The sequence below is a fragment of the Bartonella vinsonii subsp. berkhoffii ATCC 51672 genome, from assembly GCF_902825225.1.
GTDB classification, from domain to species: domain Bacteria; phylum Pseudomonadota; class Alphaproteobacteria; order Rhizobiales; family Rhizobiaceae; genus Bartonella; species Bartonella berkhoffii.
Genome location: NZ_CADEAK010000003.1, coordinates 24,563 through 41,366 on the forward strand (window position 1 = coordinate 24,563; position 16,804 = coordinate 41,366).

A 16,804-nucleotide genomic window follows, 5' to 3' on the forward strand; every position below is an offset into this window, starting at 1 on the left:
CAATGAAAAATAAAATTTTTCATACACTCCAGCCATCAAGCATTTAAAACTTGATCATAAGCATCCAATACACTTTCTTTCATCATTTCCGATAATGTCGGATGTGGAAAGACTGTATGCATCAATTCTTCTTCGGTTGTTTCAAGATTCATGGCAATGACAAAACCTTGAATCAATTCTGTTACTTCTGCCCCTACCATATGCGCACCAAGAAGCTGTCCGGTTTTTTTATCAAAAATAGTTTTCACTAATCCCTGATCTTCACCCAAAGCAATGGCTTTGCCGTTCGCAGAAAAAGAATAGCGCCCAATACATATATCATAGCCTGCTTCTTTTGCAGCCACTTCCGAAAATCCTACAGAGGCAACTTGTGGCATGCAATATGTGCACCCTGGAATTTTTCTCTTATCAAGTGGATGCGTATTCTCAAAACCCGCAAGATGTTCAATACATATCACGCCCTCTTCTTCTGCTTTATGTGCTAACATAGGCGGACCAGCTACATCACCAATAGCATAAATACCCTCTACCCCTGTCCAACTCCATTCATCAGTTACAATACACCCACGATCGGTTTTTATACCCAATGCTTCTAATCCAAGATTCTCAATATTCCCCTGAACTCCAACAGCGGAGATCAGCCGATCAGCTGTTATTGTTTCTGTTTTACCCTTCACCTCAATATGCGCTGTAAGAGAATCAGAAGCTTTTTCAACCTTGGCTACTTTTGCTTGCGTAAGAATGTGAATGCCTTTTTTCTCTAACTGTTTACGCGCAAAGGTTGAAATTTCAATATCTTCAGCGGGCATAATGTGAGGCATCATTTCAACAACAGTGACCTTCGCTCCCATATTATGATAAAAAGAAGCAAATTCAATGCCAATTGCCCCAGACCCCATGACCAAAAGTGACTTCGGCATCGTTTGTGGAATCATCGCTTCAAAATAAGTCCAAATGCACTTTCCATCTGGTTCAATACCAGGAAGGACACGAGGACGCGCACCAGTTGCAATAATGACATGCTTCGCTTGATAAATCCCCTCTCCTAATGTTCCTTTAGGCACTGGATTTTGTGGTTGTATAATCGGCTTGGACGACGAAGAAACCATAATTTCCGCAGGCTGACTACCTTTAGCCCCCTTCGTAAGCTTTGCTTCTCCCCAAATAATATCGATTTTATTTTTTTTCATCAAGAAACCAACACCAGCATTTAAACGCGTTGAAACCCCACGGGAACGGGCCACAACATCTTTGATGTTTGCTTCAATCGTACCATTAAGCTTTAAACCATAGTCTTTCGCATGTTCAACAAAATGCTTCATTTCTGCTGAACGTAAGAGTGCCTTTGTTGGAATACATCCCCAATTTAAGCAAATCCCACCAAGATGTTCACGTTCAACAATCGCAGTTTTGAAGCCACATTGCGCCGCACGAATTGCCGTTACATATCCACCAGGACCCGATCCAATTACAATTACATCATAAAGATTCACCACAGTAATTCCTCCATGGATATACACAAAATGCCCTCTTCAAACTGAAAACCCAAAAGTAATACAACAAAATTTCCTTTTTTCTTTCATTTTAAAGCTTCACATAAATACTTTTACCAACTTAGAAAGTGCAATAACATTGCCCTTCAAACTCTTTAAGTCCATTTTTATCACACTAATATACCGTAACCACAACACAATTTCATAAAAAGCTTTTAAATAGTTCAAATGAGCATTGCCAATGGATTTTCAATCATCTTCTTAAAAGTCTGTGCAAGCTCTGCTGCTAACGCACCATCAACAGCACGATGATCAGCAGAAAGTGTAACCGACATAACTGTGGCAATAACCAATGCACCATTTTTAACAACAGCACGTTGTTCGCCTGCACCAATCGCAAAAATCGTCGCATGCGGCGGATTAAGAATAGCAGAAAAACTTTTTACACCATACATTCCCATATTTGAGATAGTTGTTGTTCCCCCTTGATATTCTTCCATTTTTAACTTGCGTTCACGTGCACGCTTTGCAAAATCCTTCATCTCATGAGAAATAACTGATAAAGATTTCTCCTCTGCATGGCGAACAATTGGAGTAATTAACCCATTTGCAACAGAAACAGCTACCCCAACATCACAATGTTTGTGACGAAGTATTCCCTCTTCAAGCCAAGATACATTAGCATCGGGAACTGCCTTCAAAGCAAGTGCCACAGCTTTAATAATCATATCATTTACGGAAAGCTTATAAATAGGCTTAGATCCTTCCTGCATCTTAACCATTGGTGCAGCAGCATTCAATTGTGTACGAAGCTCCAATAACGCATCGAGTTCACAATCAAGCGTTACATAAAAATGCGGAACTTTTTGCTTTGAATCCACCAAACGTTTAGCGATAGTTTTTCGCATATTATTATGGGGTGTAAATACATATTCTTCTTCTTTGAAAAGGTTCAATATTTGTTTGTCAGAAGAATCTATAGCTACGAGCTGTTCACTTTGTGATGAATAAGAAGCGGTTAAAACACCACTACTCACCGCTTTTTCTACATCACGCTTGATAATGCGCCCATGAGGACCACTCCCAGAAACAAGTGATAAATCAAGACCAACTTGTGCTGCCAATCGCCGTGCCAAGGGAGAAGCAAAAAGACGTAGATCTTTTTTACCTTGCTGTATTTCCTTCTGAATTGATGACACATCAGACATCTGTGCTGTCTTTGAATTTATCTGTTTGATATCTTTTAATTCTTTGATTGCAAAAGAGGAAGAGGCTTCCTCGGCAACCTTTGCAGCCTCTGCTAAATCTTCGCCTTCTTCAGCTAAAATAATAATTAAACTATTAACTTTAACGCTTTGCGTTCCAGCAGGCACAACGATCTTAGCAACAGTTCCCTCATCAACAGCCTCTACTTCCATTGTTGCCTTATCTGTCTCAATTTCAGCAATAACATCACCAGAGGAAACTTTATCCCCTACCTTAACATTCCATTTTGATAAATTCCCTTCTTCCATCGTTGGGGAAAGCGCAGGCATTGTAATTTTAATAGGCATAGTGCTCTCCTCCGTTATGCTCTATAAGTTACAGCCTTAACGGCTTCAACAATTTCAGCAATGTTGGGCAAAGCTAACTTTTCAAGATTAGCAGCATAAGGCATCGGAACATCTTTTCCAGAAATTGTAGCAACTGGCGCATCAAGATAATCAAAAGCTTGCTGCATAACACGTGTCGCTATTTCAGTTCCAACAGATGACTGAGGATACCCCTCTTCAATTGTTACCAAACGGCCTGTTTTCTTGACTGAAGAAACAATTGTTGGAAGATCCATCGGACGAATGGTCCGTAAATCAATTAATTCAACGTCAATACCAAGCTTTTCAATTTCTGGCAATGCTTGAACAGCATAATGCATCCCAATCCCACACGCAACAATCGTGGCATCTTGTCCAAGTTTATGGATACGTGCTTTACCAATAGGTAAAACAAAATCATCCATCTGAGGAACGTCAAATTGATGACCATATAAAATCTCATTCTCAAGGAAAATAACAGGATTGTCATCACGAATAGCAGCTTTCAGCAAACCTTTTGCATCTGCAGCACTATAAGGCATGACAACTTTAAGCCCTGGCACATGACTGTACCATGCGGCATAGCATTGAGAATGCTGTGCACCAACACGCGCAGCCGCCCCATTGGGACCACGAAAAACCATAGGAGCAGTCATTTGTCCCCCAGACATATAACGCGTTTTCGCTGCAGAGTTGATAATTTGATCAATTGCCTGCATAGCAAAATTAAATGTCATAAACTCGACAATAGGACGTAATCCTCCAAAAGCAGCTCCAACAGCCAATCCTGCAAAACCATGTTCTGTAATTGGTGTATCAATAACGCGGCGTGCACCAAATTCTTCTAATAAGCCTTGGCTTACTTTATAAGCACCCTGATATTGTGCTACTTCTTCCCCCAACAGGAAAACCATTTCATCACGGCGCATTTCTTCAGCCATAGCCTGATTAAGTGCTTCACGCACCGTCATAGTAACCATTTGTGTCCCCACTGGAATATCAAAATCAGAGCTGTTTTTTAAAACAGGAGAGGTTGGAACAGGTGAAGAAAGAGAGAGAGATTCTGCTCCCGATTTTTGATGCAAATTTAAAGAATTAGACGTCTGTGAAAGATCCTCAACACCTTCACCTTCTTCCAACAATACTGCAATAACAGTGTTAACCTTTACACCTTCAGAACCTTCAAGAACACAAATTTTACCAAGAGTGCCTTCATCAACAGCCTCCACTTCCATCATTGCCTTATCAGTTTCAATTTCAGCAATAACATCACCAGAGCTCACTTTATCGCCCTCTTTCTTAAGCCATTTAGATAACTTACCTTCTTCCATCGTTGGTGAAAGCGCAGGCATCAAAATATCAATAGACATACTCGCTTCCTTCACTTCAAACCAAAACATCAGTATAGAGCTCAGAAGCATCTGGCTCTTGATCATTTTGCGCAAAATCTGCCGCATCTGCAACGATCGCACGTACTTCTTTATCAATAGACTTTAAATCGTCTTCGCTCGCCCAACCTTGTTTAAGAATCCGATTCTTTACCTGATCAATCGGATCGTGCTCTTCCTTTACTTTTTGCACCTCTTCCTTGGAGCGATATTTCGCTGGATCAGACATAGAGTGACCACGATAGCGATAGGTCTGCATATCAAGAATAATCGGTCCTTTTCCCGAACGCGCCCAAGAAACTGCTTCATCAGCAGCTCCTTTTACTGCTCGAACATCCATACCATCAACAGCAATGCCTGGAATTTCAAAAGAAAGACCACGACGAGAAAAATCAGTCTCTGCCGAAGCACGCGCAACGGATGTTCCCATAGCATATTGATTATTTTCAATAATATAAATAACGGGAAGTTTCCAGAGCGAAGCCATATTGAAACTTTCGTAAACCTGTCCCTGATTGGCAGCACCATCACCAAAATACACCAATGTCACATTATCCTTACCAAGATACTGATTCGAAAATGCTAAACCAGAGCCAATCGGAACTTGTGCACCAACAATGCCATGCCCACCATAAAAATTCTTTTCTTTAGAAAACATATGCATCGAGCCTCCTTTTCCCTTAGAAAAGCCACCTTGACGCCCCGTGAGTTCTGCCATGACACCACGTGGACTCATACCAACCGCCAACATATGTCCATGATCACGGTAAGAAGTGATAACCTGATCACCTTCTTTTGCTGCTTTCAATGTTCCAATAACAACAGCTTCCTGCCCAATATAGAGATGACAAAAACCACCAATAAGCCCCATACCATAAAACTGCCCCGCCTTTTCTTCAAAGCGACGAATTAAAAGCATCTCACGATAAGCATCAATGTCTTCTTCTTTGGTAAAATGCACTATTGGTGCTCTCTTTGTGGTGTTTGATAATGTAGTATGCACCACCGATGCAGAACCTTTTTTAGACTTTTCTGCCATACTAAACTCCCTTTTATAATTGTTTAAGAATAACCTTTACGAACAAAAGTTACAAGTATTATCAGTAAGCTCAAACACTATCACAGGCAGTTGTTTTAAAATATTTTTTGGAATTAAAAAATTCCTTGTTAATTTTTTATATCATTTACAAGGAGTTAGTACTGTCAGTTCATTTGGCTTGGAAAAATTTAAATTCTTCCGGATATACTCATCCAACATATCTCTTTCAATATGCCCGTTGCGTAAAAGAGAAATACGCTTTTCAATAGATATCCGCTCAGATTCCACTCTATGAAGTTCTTCTTCTAATTCAACAATCTGTTGATTAACTTCACTGCGTGAATACAGACCGTATTCACCATGATAAATGTGATAACTGAAATAACTTAAAACTCCCACTGTCATAAGCGGGAGTACAAAGCGCATTTTGATTGATCTGCGTTTCTGTTTTGTCCACATAAAATAGCACAGTCTTTAGAGCACAATTTTCTTAATATTTTGCCTAACATGCATGATTTTCATTAATAGCCCATTACCAAATCCATGTGTGCAAAAAACTTGTTGGATACATTTACCACCAGAAAAGTCATCTATATTATCCGCTTATTGCATTTTATATTACTTAAGAGACGGTATTCTCTAATTCCCGACTTTATTCCCATCTTGGTCCCTAAAATTTCCTGTTACAATAATTATAAAATCAATAAATGCCTAAATCCCAGATACAAACGCCCCTAAAATTGTTAAAGTTAGAATAAGCATTATGCCACCTGTTCCAATTTTACCAACCATAAAGTGGTGGATACCCAATGCTCCTAAAAAAACAAACAAATGCTAGTAAGATCTGTGATTTTTCTGACTTTTTTTGATAGGAGAGAGGGAAAACAGACTTAACGGTGTCCTCTTCACACACAAAGTCAATGGCATTACAAACTCTGGGTGGATTTTTTCCTAACTAATCCCAAGTAACGAACTGATAACGCTTACCATCATCACCCGAAACAAGATAATTGCCTTGATCTTTACTAATGATTTTACCTTTGATTCTTACCACCTCTAAAATTGTTACTCATACGTTATTCATAAAGAAATTTTTGCTCACTTGATAATATGTTGATGAACCTCACAGCGTGAATACAATCTATACGCACCGTGATAAATACAATAATTAAATGGCTTAAAATCCCCCAATATAAATTTTCCACTGCTGTAAGCAGCAATACAGAGAACACCTTAACCGATTTGTGTCCCACTTAAGTTCATATAAAACAATACAGCCTCTTTCAATATTTTTATTCAACTGTCCATAATTTTTATGAATATCTTAACATTCAATATAAATATCAGAGCAACTTCTTATTATACATCACAACAAAAGTAAATGATATCATTTATCCTTTCACTTTTACTTGTATAGAAAAATTTTACCAACGTGTAATTTGCTTCCCATCTTTGTCAGTAAATTTTCCAGCGATAATAATTATAAAATCAATAATTGCCCAAATCCCCGTAATCATCACTCCAGCAAGAGTTAAGGATAGAATAAGCATTAAAGCACCTGTTTTCACTTTACCAACCATAAAACGGTGAACACCAAATATACCAGTGATCCAACAAATGAGTGCTAATATTACTTTTGAAGGATCTGAATCGTGCTGCAATAATGGAAAAACAGAATTGACAGTATCTCCGTCACACACAAAATCAACTGTATCACCCACCCTTGGTGGATTTTTACCTAACCAATCCCAAGTTGCAAACTGATACCGCTTACCATCATCACCCGAGACAAGATAAGTTGCTTGATCTTGACTAATAATTATACCTCTCATCTTTTAACACCTATAAAATTATTACTTATAAGCCCTTGACAAAAAAGTTAAATTTGATAACCTGAATAACATTATATTCTCAAATCCTGCCCTTAACTCTCAGCAAATTACCCGCATAACATGCCTGTTTTCCTAGCATTTCTTCAATACGAATGAGTTGATTATACTTTGCTAATCTATCTGAGCGTGCAAGCGAGCCTGTTTTAATTTGCCCACAATTCGTTGCAACAGCAAGATCTGCAATGAAAGAATCCTCTGTCTCACCTGAACGGTGTGATATAATGGCGCGATAACCTGCTTTATGTGCTGTTTCTACAGCATCAAGCGTCTCACTCAACGTACCGATCTGATTTACTTTAATAAGAATAGAATTGGCCGCTCCCATTTTGATACCATCACGCAAACGCGCCGAATTTGTGACAAACAAATCATCGCCAACAAGCTGGCATATTTGTCCAATTGAATGAGTGAGTAACTTCCAACCTTCCCAATCATCCTCTGCCATTCCATCCTCAATGGTAATAATCGGATAAGTTTCAACAAGTTGCGCTAAATAATCTACCTGTTCCTGAACATCACGACATTTCCCTTCACCTTTATAAAAATAAGAACCATTTTTATAAAATTCTGTTGAAGCACAATCTAAACCAAGAGCAATTTGTTCCCCTGGTTTATACCCACACGAAATTATAGATTCCATAATAAAATCAATTGCCTGCTCTGCACTTTTAAATTGAGGCGCAAAACCACCTTCATCACCAACATTGGTATTATGTCCTGCATCTTTTAAACGTTTTTTTAATATATGAAAAACTTCCGCACCATAGCGGACTGCCTCTTTTAGTGTAGATGCTCCCACAGGAATAATCATAAATTCTTGAAAATCAATTGGGTTATCAGCATGAACACCACCATTTATAATATTCATCATTGGTATGGGAAGAACACGTGCTTGTGTACCACCAATATAACGATACAAAGGCAAAGATAATGATTTCGCTGCTGCTCTTGCTACAGCCAATGAAACACCAAGAAGTGCATTAGCACCAAGACGTGCTTTGTTTTCTGTTCCATCCAAAGCAATCATTGCTTGATCAATGGCTATCTGATCTCTTGCATCTCGCCCGCCAAGTTCTTCAAGAATTTCACCATTGACTGCAGCAACTGCTTTCTCAACGCCTTTCCCTTGATAGCGCATACCACCATCACGAAGCTCGATAGCTTCATGCGCCCCAGTCGACGCCCCTGAGGGAACTAGAGCACGCCCAAAAATCCCATTCTCCAAATGAACATCAACTTCTACCGTTGGATTCCCTCGGCTATCAAGCACTTCACGTCCAATGATATCAACAATGATCGTCATGTGCGTTTCCTTGTCCAACAAAAATCTTGTTTCATTTTAAATGCCATAATGAAGGATTCCTCTCTATTCAATTCACTTTTTTTGACAGATAATCAAATTGCACTAAAGTCTCAAGGAGTCTTTGTAAATCATCAATTTTAATCATATTAGGTCCATCAGAAGGCGCATTATCTGGATCTTGATGCGTTTCCAAAAAAATACCAGCCACCCCAACAGAAACAGCTGCACGCGCCAAAACTTCAACAAATTGACGTTGTCCACCAGATGAATCACCTTGCCCGCCTGGTTCCTGAACAGAATGGGTTGCATCAAAAATAACAGGAGCACCCAAAGAACGTAAAATAGGCAATGAACGCATATCAGAAATAAGTCGGTTATAACCAAATGAAGTGCCTCGTTCACAAAGCATAACATTCGGATTACCGCTTTGCGTAACCTTTCTTAAAACATTCTTCATATCCCACGGAGCTAAAAACTGACCTTTCTTAATATTGATAATACGCCCCGTTTTGGCCGCTGCTACCAAAAGATCTGTTTGACGACATAAAAAAGCGGGTATTTGTAAAATATCTACCGTAGAAGCAACAGCTATGCATTGCTCTTCTGTATGTACATCAGTCAATACCGGACAACAAAATTCCTTCTTCAGATCAGAAAAAATAGCTATTGCTTTTTCAAAACCAATACCACGTGCTGCACTCAAGGATGTTCTATTGGCTTTATCATAACTGGATTTATAAACAAACCCAATACCAACCTGATCGGTAATTTGCTTAATCTGACCTGCCATTTCAAAAGCATGATCTCGGCTTTCCATCTGACATGGTCCCGCAATCAATGAAAAAGGTGCTTCATTTGAAAATACAACATTTCCAACTTTTACAACGGCATTTGGCTCAGACACTTTATCCCTCAAAAAGCAAATAACTCCATAATATATGAACTAAACCAGTCTACTTTGTTCTACAGTGGCTTCAATAAAAGAAGAAAAAAGTGGATGTGGTTCAAAAGGACGTGATTTCAGTTCTGGATGATATTGAACACCAATAAACCATGGATGATCAGTATATTCTACTGTCTCTGGCAAAATGCCATCGGGAGATATACCAGAAAAAATCAAACCACATTGTTCTAGCTTATCTTTGTAATCAATATTGACCTCATAACGATGACGATGTCGTTCACAAATTCTTGTCATTCCATAAATTTGGGCAATATGACTATTCTCTTTTAATTCAGCGGCAAAAGCACCAAGGCGCATTGTACCACCAAGATTGCCGCTTTGTGTACGTTTCTCCAGAATATCCCCTTTGAGCCATTCTGTCATCAAACCCACAATCGGATTTTTTGTTTGGCAAAATTCACTTGATGAGGCATTCTCAATCTGTGCAATATTACGTGCAGCTTCTATGCAAGCCAATTGCATCCCAAAACAAATACCTAAAAATGGAACTTTACGCTCCCGAGCAAATTGAATTGCTCGAATCTTTCCTTCTGCACCACGTGCTCCAAAAGCACCAGGAACTAAAATCCCATGGACCTTTTGTAAATAAGACGTAGGATCCTCTCTTTCAAAAAGCTCTGCTTCAATCCACGCAATATTAACCTTCACTTTATTCGCTAAACCACCATGTGCAATCGCTTCAGTAAGAGATTTGTAAGCATCCTTCAATCCGGTATATTTTCCAACAACAGCGATTGTCACTTCTCCTTCAGGATGATGAATTCGATGTGTAATATCTTCCCAACGCCCCATCTGGGGTTTAGGTACCAAATCCATTCCAAAAGCAGAAAGAACTTCTGAATCTAGGCCCTCTTTATGATATGCTATGGGAACATCATAAATCGTTGGCATATCCAATGCCTGAATAACTGCACTTGGACGAACATTACAAAAAAGTGATAATTTGCTCCGCTCCGTTTCTGGAATAGGACGATCTGCACGCACCAACAAAATATCTGGAGCAATACCAATTGATTGTAATTCTTTGACGGAATGTTGTGTTGGTTTGGTTTTTAATTCACCAGCTGAAGAAATATAAGGCATTAATGTAAGATGCACATAAAGAACTTTTTGCCTCGATAATTCATTGCGAAGCTGGCGAATGGCTTCTAGAAAAGGCATTGCTTCAATATCACCAACCGTACCACCTATTTCACACAAAACAAAGTCAAATTCTTCGTTTCCCATAGTAATGAATTTCTTAATTTCATCGGTAACATGAGGAATAACCTGAACTGTTGCTCCCAAATAATCACCACGTCGTTCTCGTTCAATGATATTTTGATAAATACGCCCTGTCGTAATATTGTCTTGGCTATTTGCAGAACACCCCGTAAAACGCTCATAATGACCAAGATCAAGATCCGTTTCTGCACCATCATCGGTCACAAATACTTCACCATGTTGATAAGGTGACATTGTGCCTGGATCAATATTCAAATAAGGATCAAGTTTGCGAAGCCGTACACGATACCCACGAGCTTGCAATAACGCAGCTAATGCCGCTGCTGCAATGCCTTTTCCAAGGGAAGAAACCACACCACCAGTAATAAAAATATAACGTGCCATGGGCTTATGGTGATAAGCAGTTTCTCATGATTTTTCCAGCAAAAAATGCAAAAAGAAAAAATTTTTCTTCTACAACAATAAAAAAGGTGAAAAATCACCTTTTTCAAATCTATATTTTGCTTAAAAAAACTATTTTGTACTGTTGTCTGGAACTGGATTTTCAAGAATCGATGGAACTGGATTTTCAGCTCCAGGAACCGTAGATTGTTTTTGCTCCTGAGGTGAAGATGAAACACCTCCTAGCTGTTCAAGAATAGAAGGTTGTTCCTTATCATTTGGTGATGATACACTTTCTGAAGTCTCTTTGCTTATAGAATTTTGTTTTGAGTTAACCGGAATACGCTTGAGAATATCAGAACTGGAGTTTGATATACTCCCCACGACAGTAAGACCAATGGATACTGCAAAAAAACAACATGCTAAAATAGCGGTCAAACGTGTTAGCGGGTTTTTAGATCCACGCGTTCTCATCAACCCAGAACCACTACTCGCACCAAACCCGTCGCCTTCCGAAGGCTGAAGTAATATAACACCAACTAAAGTGATAACAACCAAAAAATGGATAACAATAAGTACTGTCTGCATAAACCCTTCTCTTCAAATAACTTTTCTCGGTTATTTACACATAAATAGCACATAATCCAAGGGAAAACCAAGATTCCTTTGTTAAAATTTACGATAAACATCGCAAATAGTTAAAAAGTCAATCGCTTTTAAGCTTGCTCCACCTATCAGAGCACCATTAACATGATCGACACTTAAAAGTTCAAATGCATTGGATGGTTTTACTGATCCACCATAGAGTAAACGCGCTTTGTTTCCTTCATCACCAAAACGAGAGCGCATCTCATCACGAATAAAATGATGTACTTTTGCTACATCTGATGAGGTTGCCGTATTCCCTGTGCCTATAGCCCATATAGGCTCATAAGCAATAATGACATTCTCTGCTGTTGCACCATCTGGCAAAGATCCCGCAAGCTGCCGCGTAAGCACATCCAATACTTTATTACTTTTACGCTCCTCCAATGTTTCACCAATACAAACAAGAGCCACAAGACCTGCCCGCCATGCTGCTTGCACTTTAGCACAAACAATTGCATCACTTTCTTGATAAGCTATGCGACGCTCTGAATGCCCAATAATAACATGGCTTGCTCCTGCTTCCTTAAGCATAAAAGCTGAAATATCCCCAGTATAAGGACCATGGTCATCAAAATGGCAATTTTGCCCCCCTAAAAGAAGATTTTCACCACCCAACGTATCAGAAGCACGCGATAAAAGTGTTGCTGGAATACAAATAAGCGCTTCAAACAAACGCCCTAAATCAGAGCTAACGCCAGCAGCAATGGCACGCAACTCTCCAAGCGATTCACCTGTTCCGTTCATTTTCCAATTTCCAGCAATAAAAGGTCGAATCTTTGAAGACATATTTTCACCTCAAGAGCTATCCCAACATATTATTTTCTTTTAGGTATCAAATTATAAAATGAAAGCAAGTCTTTAAGCTTGCATCTTTCATATCTTTATTGCAAATTCCCACTACTTTGATAATAACTCGTTTCAAAAAATGGAATTGAACAATGCTTGACGTCATAAGAAGTGCTGCAAATTCTTGGGTTGCAAAGATTTTCCTTATTATTTTGCTCTTATGCTTCATCCTTTTATGGGGAATACCACAATTACACACAAAGGGCGAAAGAGACCTTATTGCTTCTGGAAAGTCCACAATCACTATTGATAGTTATCGTCTCGCACTTGCTGATCAAAGCGCGCGTTTAGCACTCGCATCACATCTTGGGCGAATGTTTACACCCAATGAAATGCAGCAATACAAAATCCCTGCCTTTGTTTTCAATCGGTTACAACAAGATGTTTTGTTTGATGAACAAGCACGTAAAATGAAAATTAGTCTTTCAAAAGACGCAATAGCTCGTATTCTTGGTGCTGATAATATGTTTCAAACAAATGGCGTCTTTGATCAAAATTTGTTTCGCAACTATCTTCAGCATTTACAGATCAATGAAAGTAATTTTCTTGATTATTACACCCAAAAAGAAAAGCGTAACCAGCTCATTTCGGCTTCGCTATCTGGAATGATAGCACCAGATCTCTTTTATAAAGCACTCGCTCTTTATCAAGGGGAAACTCGTATCGCTGATTATCTTGTTATTGACCTCAAAGAAAAGAAAACCATTCGTGACCCCGATCAAGAAACATTGCTAAAATGGTTTGAGACTCATAAAAATGAATTTCGTGCTCCTGAATACCGTACCGTTTCTTTATTATCTATGATATCGGCTGATCTTGTTAAACTCAAAGATATCTCAGAAGATGAGGCTAAGATTTATTATACACAAAATGCCTCGCGTTTTATAACTCCTGAAAAACGTACTCTTGAAGAATTGCGTTTCTCTACACGCGAAGCTGCTGATCATGCGGCAAAAAAAATAGCCGATGGATTGAGTTTTGATGCGCTGGTTAAGAGTGAAAACAAGACTCTTAATGACATAAAAAAAGGACCTCTAACAGAAAGTGAACTTCCTAGTTCTGTAGCCTCTGAGGTTTTTGAACTTAAACAAGGACAAATCAGTGCTGTAATCAATGATTTACAAGGTCCCGTTATCATTCGCGTAACACATATTGAACCTTCAGTCTCTCTTCCCTTTGAAAAGGTAAAAGAAAATATTCGCCAGACTCTCGCTCAAAATCGTGCTGTAGATGATATACGTAACAAGTATACAGCAATTGAAAATGCACGTTTTGAGGGTGCCTCCCTCAAAGAGCTTGCAGACCAATACAAATTGCCTATGCGCACAATTACCATTGATAAAACAGGAAAAACAATTGATGGAACAATACTTACCGATTTACCTCAAAAAAATATTTTACTGAACGCCATTTATCAATCAAATGAAGGAGTCGATCTTGATCCTCTTTCTCTTCAAAAAGGTGGATATCTCTGGTATAGGGTTGAGAAAATTATTCCTGCTCGCGATAAAACACTCGAAGAAGCCAAACAAGATGCACTTTTTCAATGGAAAAGTGAAGAAATCCAGCGTCTTCTTGATGAAAAAGCCCAAAATGCTCTCAAACAGCTTACCGGAGGAAAAAGTTTTGTTTCTCTTGCCCATACACTTGGTCTTACAAAACAAACAACACAACCCCTACGTCGTCAAGATTCCTCTGAAATCCTTGGTATTGAAGGTGTCAGAGCCTTATTTTCTGGTCCCAAAGGGCATTATGGCATCATAAAAGGTTCTGTTCCAACAAACCGTATTGTTTATCAAATCAAGTCCGTAACCATGCCTAAAGACATCGCCCCCCATACTATTTCACCTGATATCCGTACCAATATCAATATGATGATAAGAGAAGATCTAAAGCTAGAAATGCTACAAGTTGCCAGTAAAGAACACCCCTTGCAAATTAATAGCACTCATTATAATCAAATCTTCAACACTCCCCAGTAAAAATGGGGTGAATGATTTTTGGTATTGAGCTGATAAAATCATCATCAGAGCTTTTCTATAATTGAAAAAACAAGATCATTTCTTTTTCGTTACTATCAAGGAAGAAATAATATCTGTACGAATAATAGGCTTTTTTTGTAAATTTTCTTATCTTTAGAAAAATAATAAATGTAACTTGGAGAATTTTTTCAGTGTAATAAAAATGTTATCCATCCAAATGAAACGACAAAGATTGTTATGATAAATAATCATAATAAATCGTTAGCATTGCTTCCTAAATAAAAAAGGATTTGGATTCATAATCCTGTAGCTACCATCAATAGATTTTCTGATTCTCATGTCTTTGATAACACTTAATTCTATAATAGCTTTGGAAAATTACCAGTTATTGCCGCCCTTGTTATTAGCCAATAACGATGAATTAATGGTAAAGTTGCACTTTCTTGAAAAATTTCAGCTCCCAACTGTTCCGCTTTTTGAAGAGATGCTGGTATAATTGCCAATGGAAGAAATGCTGGTTTCAAATTCTTAGGCAAAGTACAAAAATCCTTATAAAACTTTCTATAATGATCTCGCGATGATGCTACTATAGCTTCAACAATATGGCATTTTTGTTTGTCATTGACACGATGAGATTCTAAATCCTCCCTATTTACTCCTACAGCTTTTAGCATATCTGTAGGTAAATAATATTGATATCGTGATTGCATAAATGATAAAAGACGTAATATACCACTGAATCCTTGAGCAATCCCTCCACATTTATAAATATCTGTAAAATCTTGTGCTGCTTCAGCAGCTAATATCTGACAAGAGAGTTGTAAAATTATACTTGCTGTTTCGCTACAATAAAATTCAAGATCATGAAGAGTTGTGATTGGATTATGGTAAAGATCTAAAATCTGCGCATCGCAGTAACGTATAAAAGCTTTTCTAGGTAAATTAAAAAGAGTTATCGCTGTAAACAAATCACTTAAAATCGGGTTATTTTGACTATTTTGCATTTTATCATCAGCAATAGAATCATACCACCAGCGTAATCGTATTTCACCAATAAGCGGATCGTGCACAGTTTCGCGAATACGAGCAATTTCTCCATTAAAAGCGTAAAGAGCAGCCAATGCTCGGCGTTTTTTTTTAGGCGCAAATAAAACCGAGATATAGCGATCACGATCTGTAGCACGTAAAATATCAAAACAATAAGGAAGAGAAGCTCCCATTCTATGATACCTATTAACTTCCCTTTTTAGCACTTAATATTCTACTTTAATCCATATTTTAAAATAATGGATGAGCAAATACAGCTAAGAGAACAAAATTTGTAAATGTATTTTTTAATCTCAATGTACTACGAATTAAGATTCCTTTTCTAGGTATTTTTGAACTTCACCAAACACCCATCATATTTTTACTTCTAAAAAATTGACTTGAAGCTATCATGTCGCCATTTTAAAATTAATAAATAGAGAAACGATCCTAAAAGTTTGCCGTTTGTGCCCGCGTTCCTCCTGAAATGAAAGAGCAGATAAGGGATACTTTTAAAGTGATAGATTTAATTGTATTAAATCTCACAGATATGGTATTTTATAAGCAATTTAAAAAAGCTGTTTGCTTTTCAATATTAGAGTGTATCCATTACAGGAAAAGCTAGAAAGTAAGTCAACGAGAGCAAAAGTCAAACATTTGAAAACATAGATGTACTTTTTAAAGATTTAGTCATCTCATACGTTGCTTCTTATTTGTTTAGGACAATTTCAAATGCGATACGCGTGCTGCATATGTTGTCGAGACTGATGATGAAAAAAGTTGTTATCAAAACATTATTACAGCACCAGCTAAAAAGTTATTGAGTAAATTAGTCATGACAGATACATTAAGAAGTTAAATATTTCAGGAATTATTTTCCAAAAGTTATTTTTTCTCTCTTTTCAAAAATAAAAGCCCATTTTTTCTCTATGCCTGCTCCCATATATTCAATTATTTATTACTGATATCCAACTCCATAGAGATTGGTTCTTTTATTTCTTTGAGTATAATTCTTAGTGCGTTTCTTTCAAACTTCTGTCTCACCAT

13 protein-coding genes and 1 pseudogene are annotated in these 16,804 nt (G+C 38.0%); 1 reads left to right on the forward strand and 13 read right to left on the reverse strand.

The window, feature by feature from the left end; translation table 11 throughout:
- Nucleotides 1-35: 35 nt before the first annotated feature.
- From lpdA to tpiA, 12 genes and pseudogenes are all read right to left on the reverse strand, one after another.
- Nucleotides 36-1,496, reverse strand: coding sequence for a dihydrolipoyl dehydrogenase (gene lpdA / locus J7R10_RS02060; protein WP_026501276.1), 1,461 nt, complete (start codon nt 1,494-1,496; stop codon nt 36-38).
- 221 nt (nt 1,497-1,717) lie between these two features.
- Nucleotides 1,718-3,046: a pyruvate dehydrogenase complex dihydrolipoamide acetyltransferase gene (locus J7R10_RS02065; protein ID WP_010705063.1), complete on the reverse strand. Its 1,329-nt coding sequence runs from the start codon at nt 3,044-3,046 to the stop codon at nt 1,718-1,720.
- A 14-nt stretch (nt 3,047-3,060) separates the two neighbouring features.
- Nucleotides 3,061-4,434, reverse strand: coding sequence for a pyruvate dehydrogenase complex E1 component subunit beta (locus tag J7R10_RS02070; protein ID WP_010705062.1), 1,374 nt, complete (start codon nt 4,432-4,434; stop codon nt 3,061-3,063).
- 16 nt (nt 4,435-4,450) lie between these two features.
- Nucleotides 4,451-5,491, reverse strand: a complete 1,041-nt coding sequence (gene pdhA, locus J7R10_RS02075; protein WP_010705061.1) for a pyruvate dehydrogenase (acetyl-transferring) E1 component subunit alpha — start codon at nt 5,489-5,491, stop codon at nt 4,451-4,453.
- Nucleotides 5,492-5,632: 141 nt separating this feature from the next.
- Nucleotides 5,633-5,950: an FtsB family cell division protein gene (locus tag J7R10_RS02080; protein WP_010705060.1), complete on the reverse strand. Its 318-nt coding sequence runs from the start codon at nt 5,948-5,950 to the stop codon at nt 5,633-5,635.
- Between the two features lie 180 nt (nt 5,951-6,130).
- Nucleotides 6,131-6,536, reverse strand: a pseudogene (locus tag J7R10_RS02085) (NINE protein).
- A 379-nt stretch (nt 6,537-6,915) separates the two neighbouring features.
- Nucleotides 6,916-7,323, reverse strand: coding sequence for an NINE protein (locus J7R10_RS02090; RefSeq protein WP_010705059.1), 408 nt, complete (start codon nt 7,321-7,323; stop codon nt 6,916-6,918).
- A gap of 79 nt (nt 7,324-7,402) precedes the next feature.
- Complete coding sequence (gene eno, locus J7R10_RS02095; RefSeq protein WP_010705058.1) at nt 7,403-8,686, reverse strand: phosphopyruvate hydratase; 1,284 nt, start codon at nt 8,684-8,686, stop codon at nt 7,403-7,405.
- 67 nt (nt 8,687-8,753) lie between these two features.
- On the reverse strand, nt 8,754-9,590 hold the full coding sequence (gene kdsA / locus J7R10_RS02100; RefSeq protein ID WP_010705057.1) for a 3-deoxy-8-phosphooctulonate synthase: 837 nt from the start codon (nt 9,588-9,590) through the stop codon (nt 8,754-8,756).
- Between the two features lie 39 nt (nt 9,591-9,629).
- Complete coding sequence (pyrG, locus tag J7R10_RS02105; RefSeq protein WP_010705056.1) at nt 9,630-11,258, reverse strand: CTP synthase; 1,629 nt, start codon at nt 11,256-11,258, stop codon at nt 9,630-9,632.
- A gap of 129 nt (nt 11,259-11,387) precedes the next feature.
- Nucleotides 11,388-11,843 (reverse strand): preprotein translocase subunit SecG, encoded by a 456-nt coding sequence (gene secG, locus J7R10_RS02110; protein ID WP_010705055.1) that lies wholly within the window; start codon nt 11,841-11,843, stop codon nt 11,388-11,390.
- Nucleotides 11,844-11,924: 81 nt separating this feature from the next.
- Nucleotides 11,925-12,689 carry a triose-phosphate isomerase gene (gene tpiA, locus J7R10_RS02115; protein ID WP_010705054.1) on the reverse strand — a complete coding sequence of 255 codons (765 nt, stop codon included), beginning with the start codon at nt 12,687-12,689 and terminating at the stop codon, nt 11,925-11,927.
- A 152-nt stretch (nt 12,690-12,841) separates the two neighbouring features.
- Between tpiA and J7R10_RS02120 the strand changes: the two genes are divergently transcribed.
- Complete coding sequence (locus J7R10_RS02120; RefSeq protein WP_010705053.1) at nt 12,842-14,731, forward strand: peptidyl-prolyl cis-trans isomerase; 1,890 nt, start codon at nt 12,842-12,844, stop codon at nt 14,729-14,731.
- 359 nt (nt 14,732-15,090) lie between these two features.
- Here J7R10_RS02120 and J7R10_RS02125 read toward each other — a convergent pair whose 3' ends face one another.
- Nucleotides 15,091-15,951 carry a phytoene/squalene synthase family protein gene (locus tag J7R10_RS02125; protein ID WP_010705052.1) on the reverse strand — a complete coding sequence of 287 codons (861 nt, stop codon included), beginning with the start codon at nt 15,949-15,951 and terminating at the stop codon, nt 15,091-15,093.
- Nucleotides 15,952-16,804 lie beyond the last annotated feature (853 nt).

Excerpts from the sequence above, each read along its gene's own strand:
- J7R10_RS02065 (WP_010705063.1), bottom strand. The coding sequence starts at position 3,046 with ATGCCTATTAAAATTACAATGCCTGCGCTTTCCCCAACGATGGAAGAA.
- J7R10_RS02070 (WP_010705062.1), bottom strand. The coding sequence starts at position 4,434 with ATGTCTATTGATATTTTGATGCCTGCGCTTTCACCAACGATGGAAGAA.
- pdhA (WP_010705061.1), bottom strand. The coding sequence starts at position 5,491 with ATGGCAGAAAAGTCTAAAAAAGGTTCTGCATCGGTGGTGCATACTACA.
- J7R10_RS02080 (WP_010705060.1), bottom strand. The coding sequence starts at position 5,950 with ATGTGGACAAAACAGAAACGCAGATCAATCAAAATGCGCTTTGTACTC.
- J7R10_RS02090 (WP_010705059.1), bottom strand. The coding sequence starts at position 7,323 with ATGAGAGGTATAATTATTAGTCAAGATCAAGCAACTTATCTTGTCTCG.
- eno (WP_010705058.1), bottom strand. The coding sequence starts at position 8,686 with ATGACGATCATTGTTGATATCATTGGACGTGAAGTGCTTGATAGCCGA.
- pyrG (WP_010705056.1), bottom strand. The coding sequence starts at position 11,258 with ATGGCACGTTATATTTTTATTACTGGTGGTGTGGTTTCTTCCCTTGGA.
- secG (WP_010705055.1), bottom strand. The coding sequence starts at position 11,843 with ATGCAGACAGTACTTATTGTTATCCATTTTTTGGTTGTTATCACTTTA.
- tpiA (WP_010705054.1), bottom strand. The coding sequence starts at position 12,689 with ATGTCTTCAAAGATTCGACCTTTTATTGCTGGAAATTGGAAAATGAAC.
- J7R10_RS02120 (WP_010705053.1), top strand. The coding sequence starts at position 12,842 with ATGCTTGACGTCATAAGAAGTGCTGCAAATTCTTGGGTTGCAAAGATT.
- J7R10_RS02125 (WP_010705052.1), bottom strand. The coding sequence starts at position 15,951 with ATGGGAGCTTCTCTTCCTTATTGTTTTGATATTTTACGTGCTACAGAT.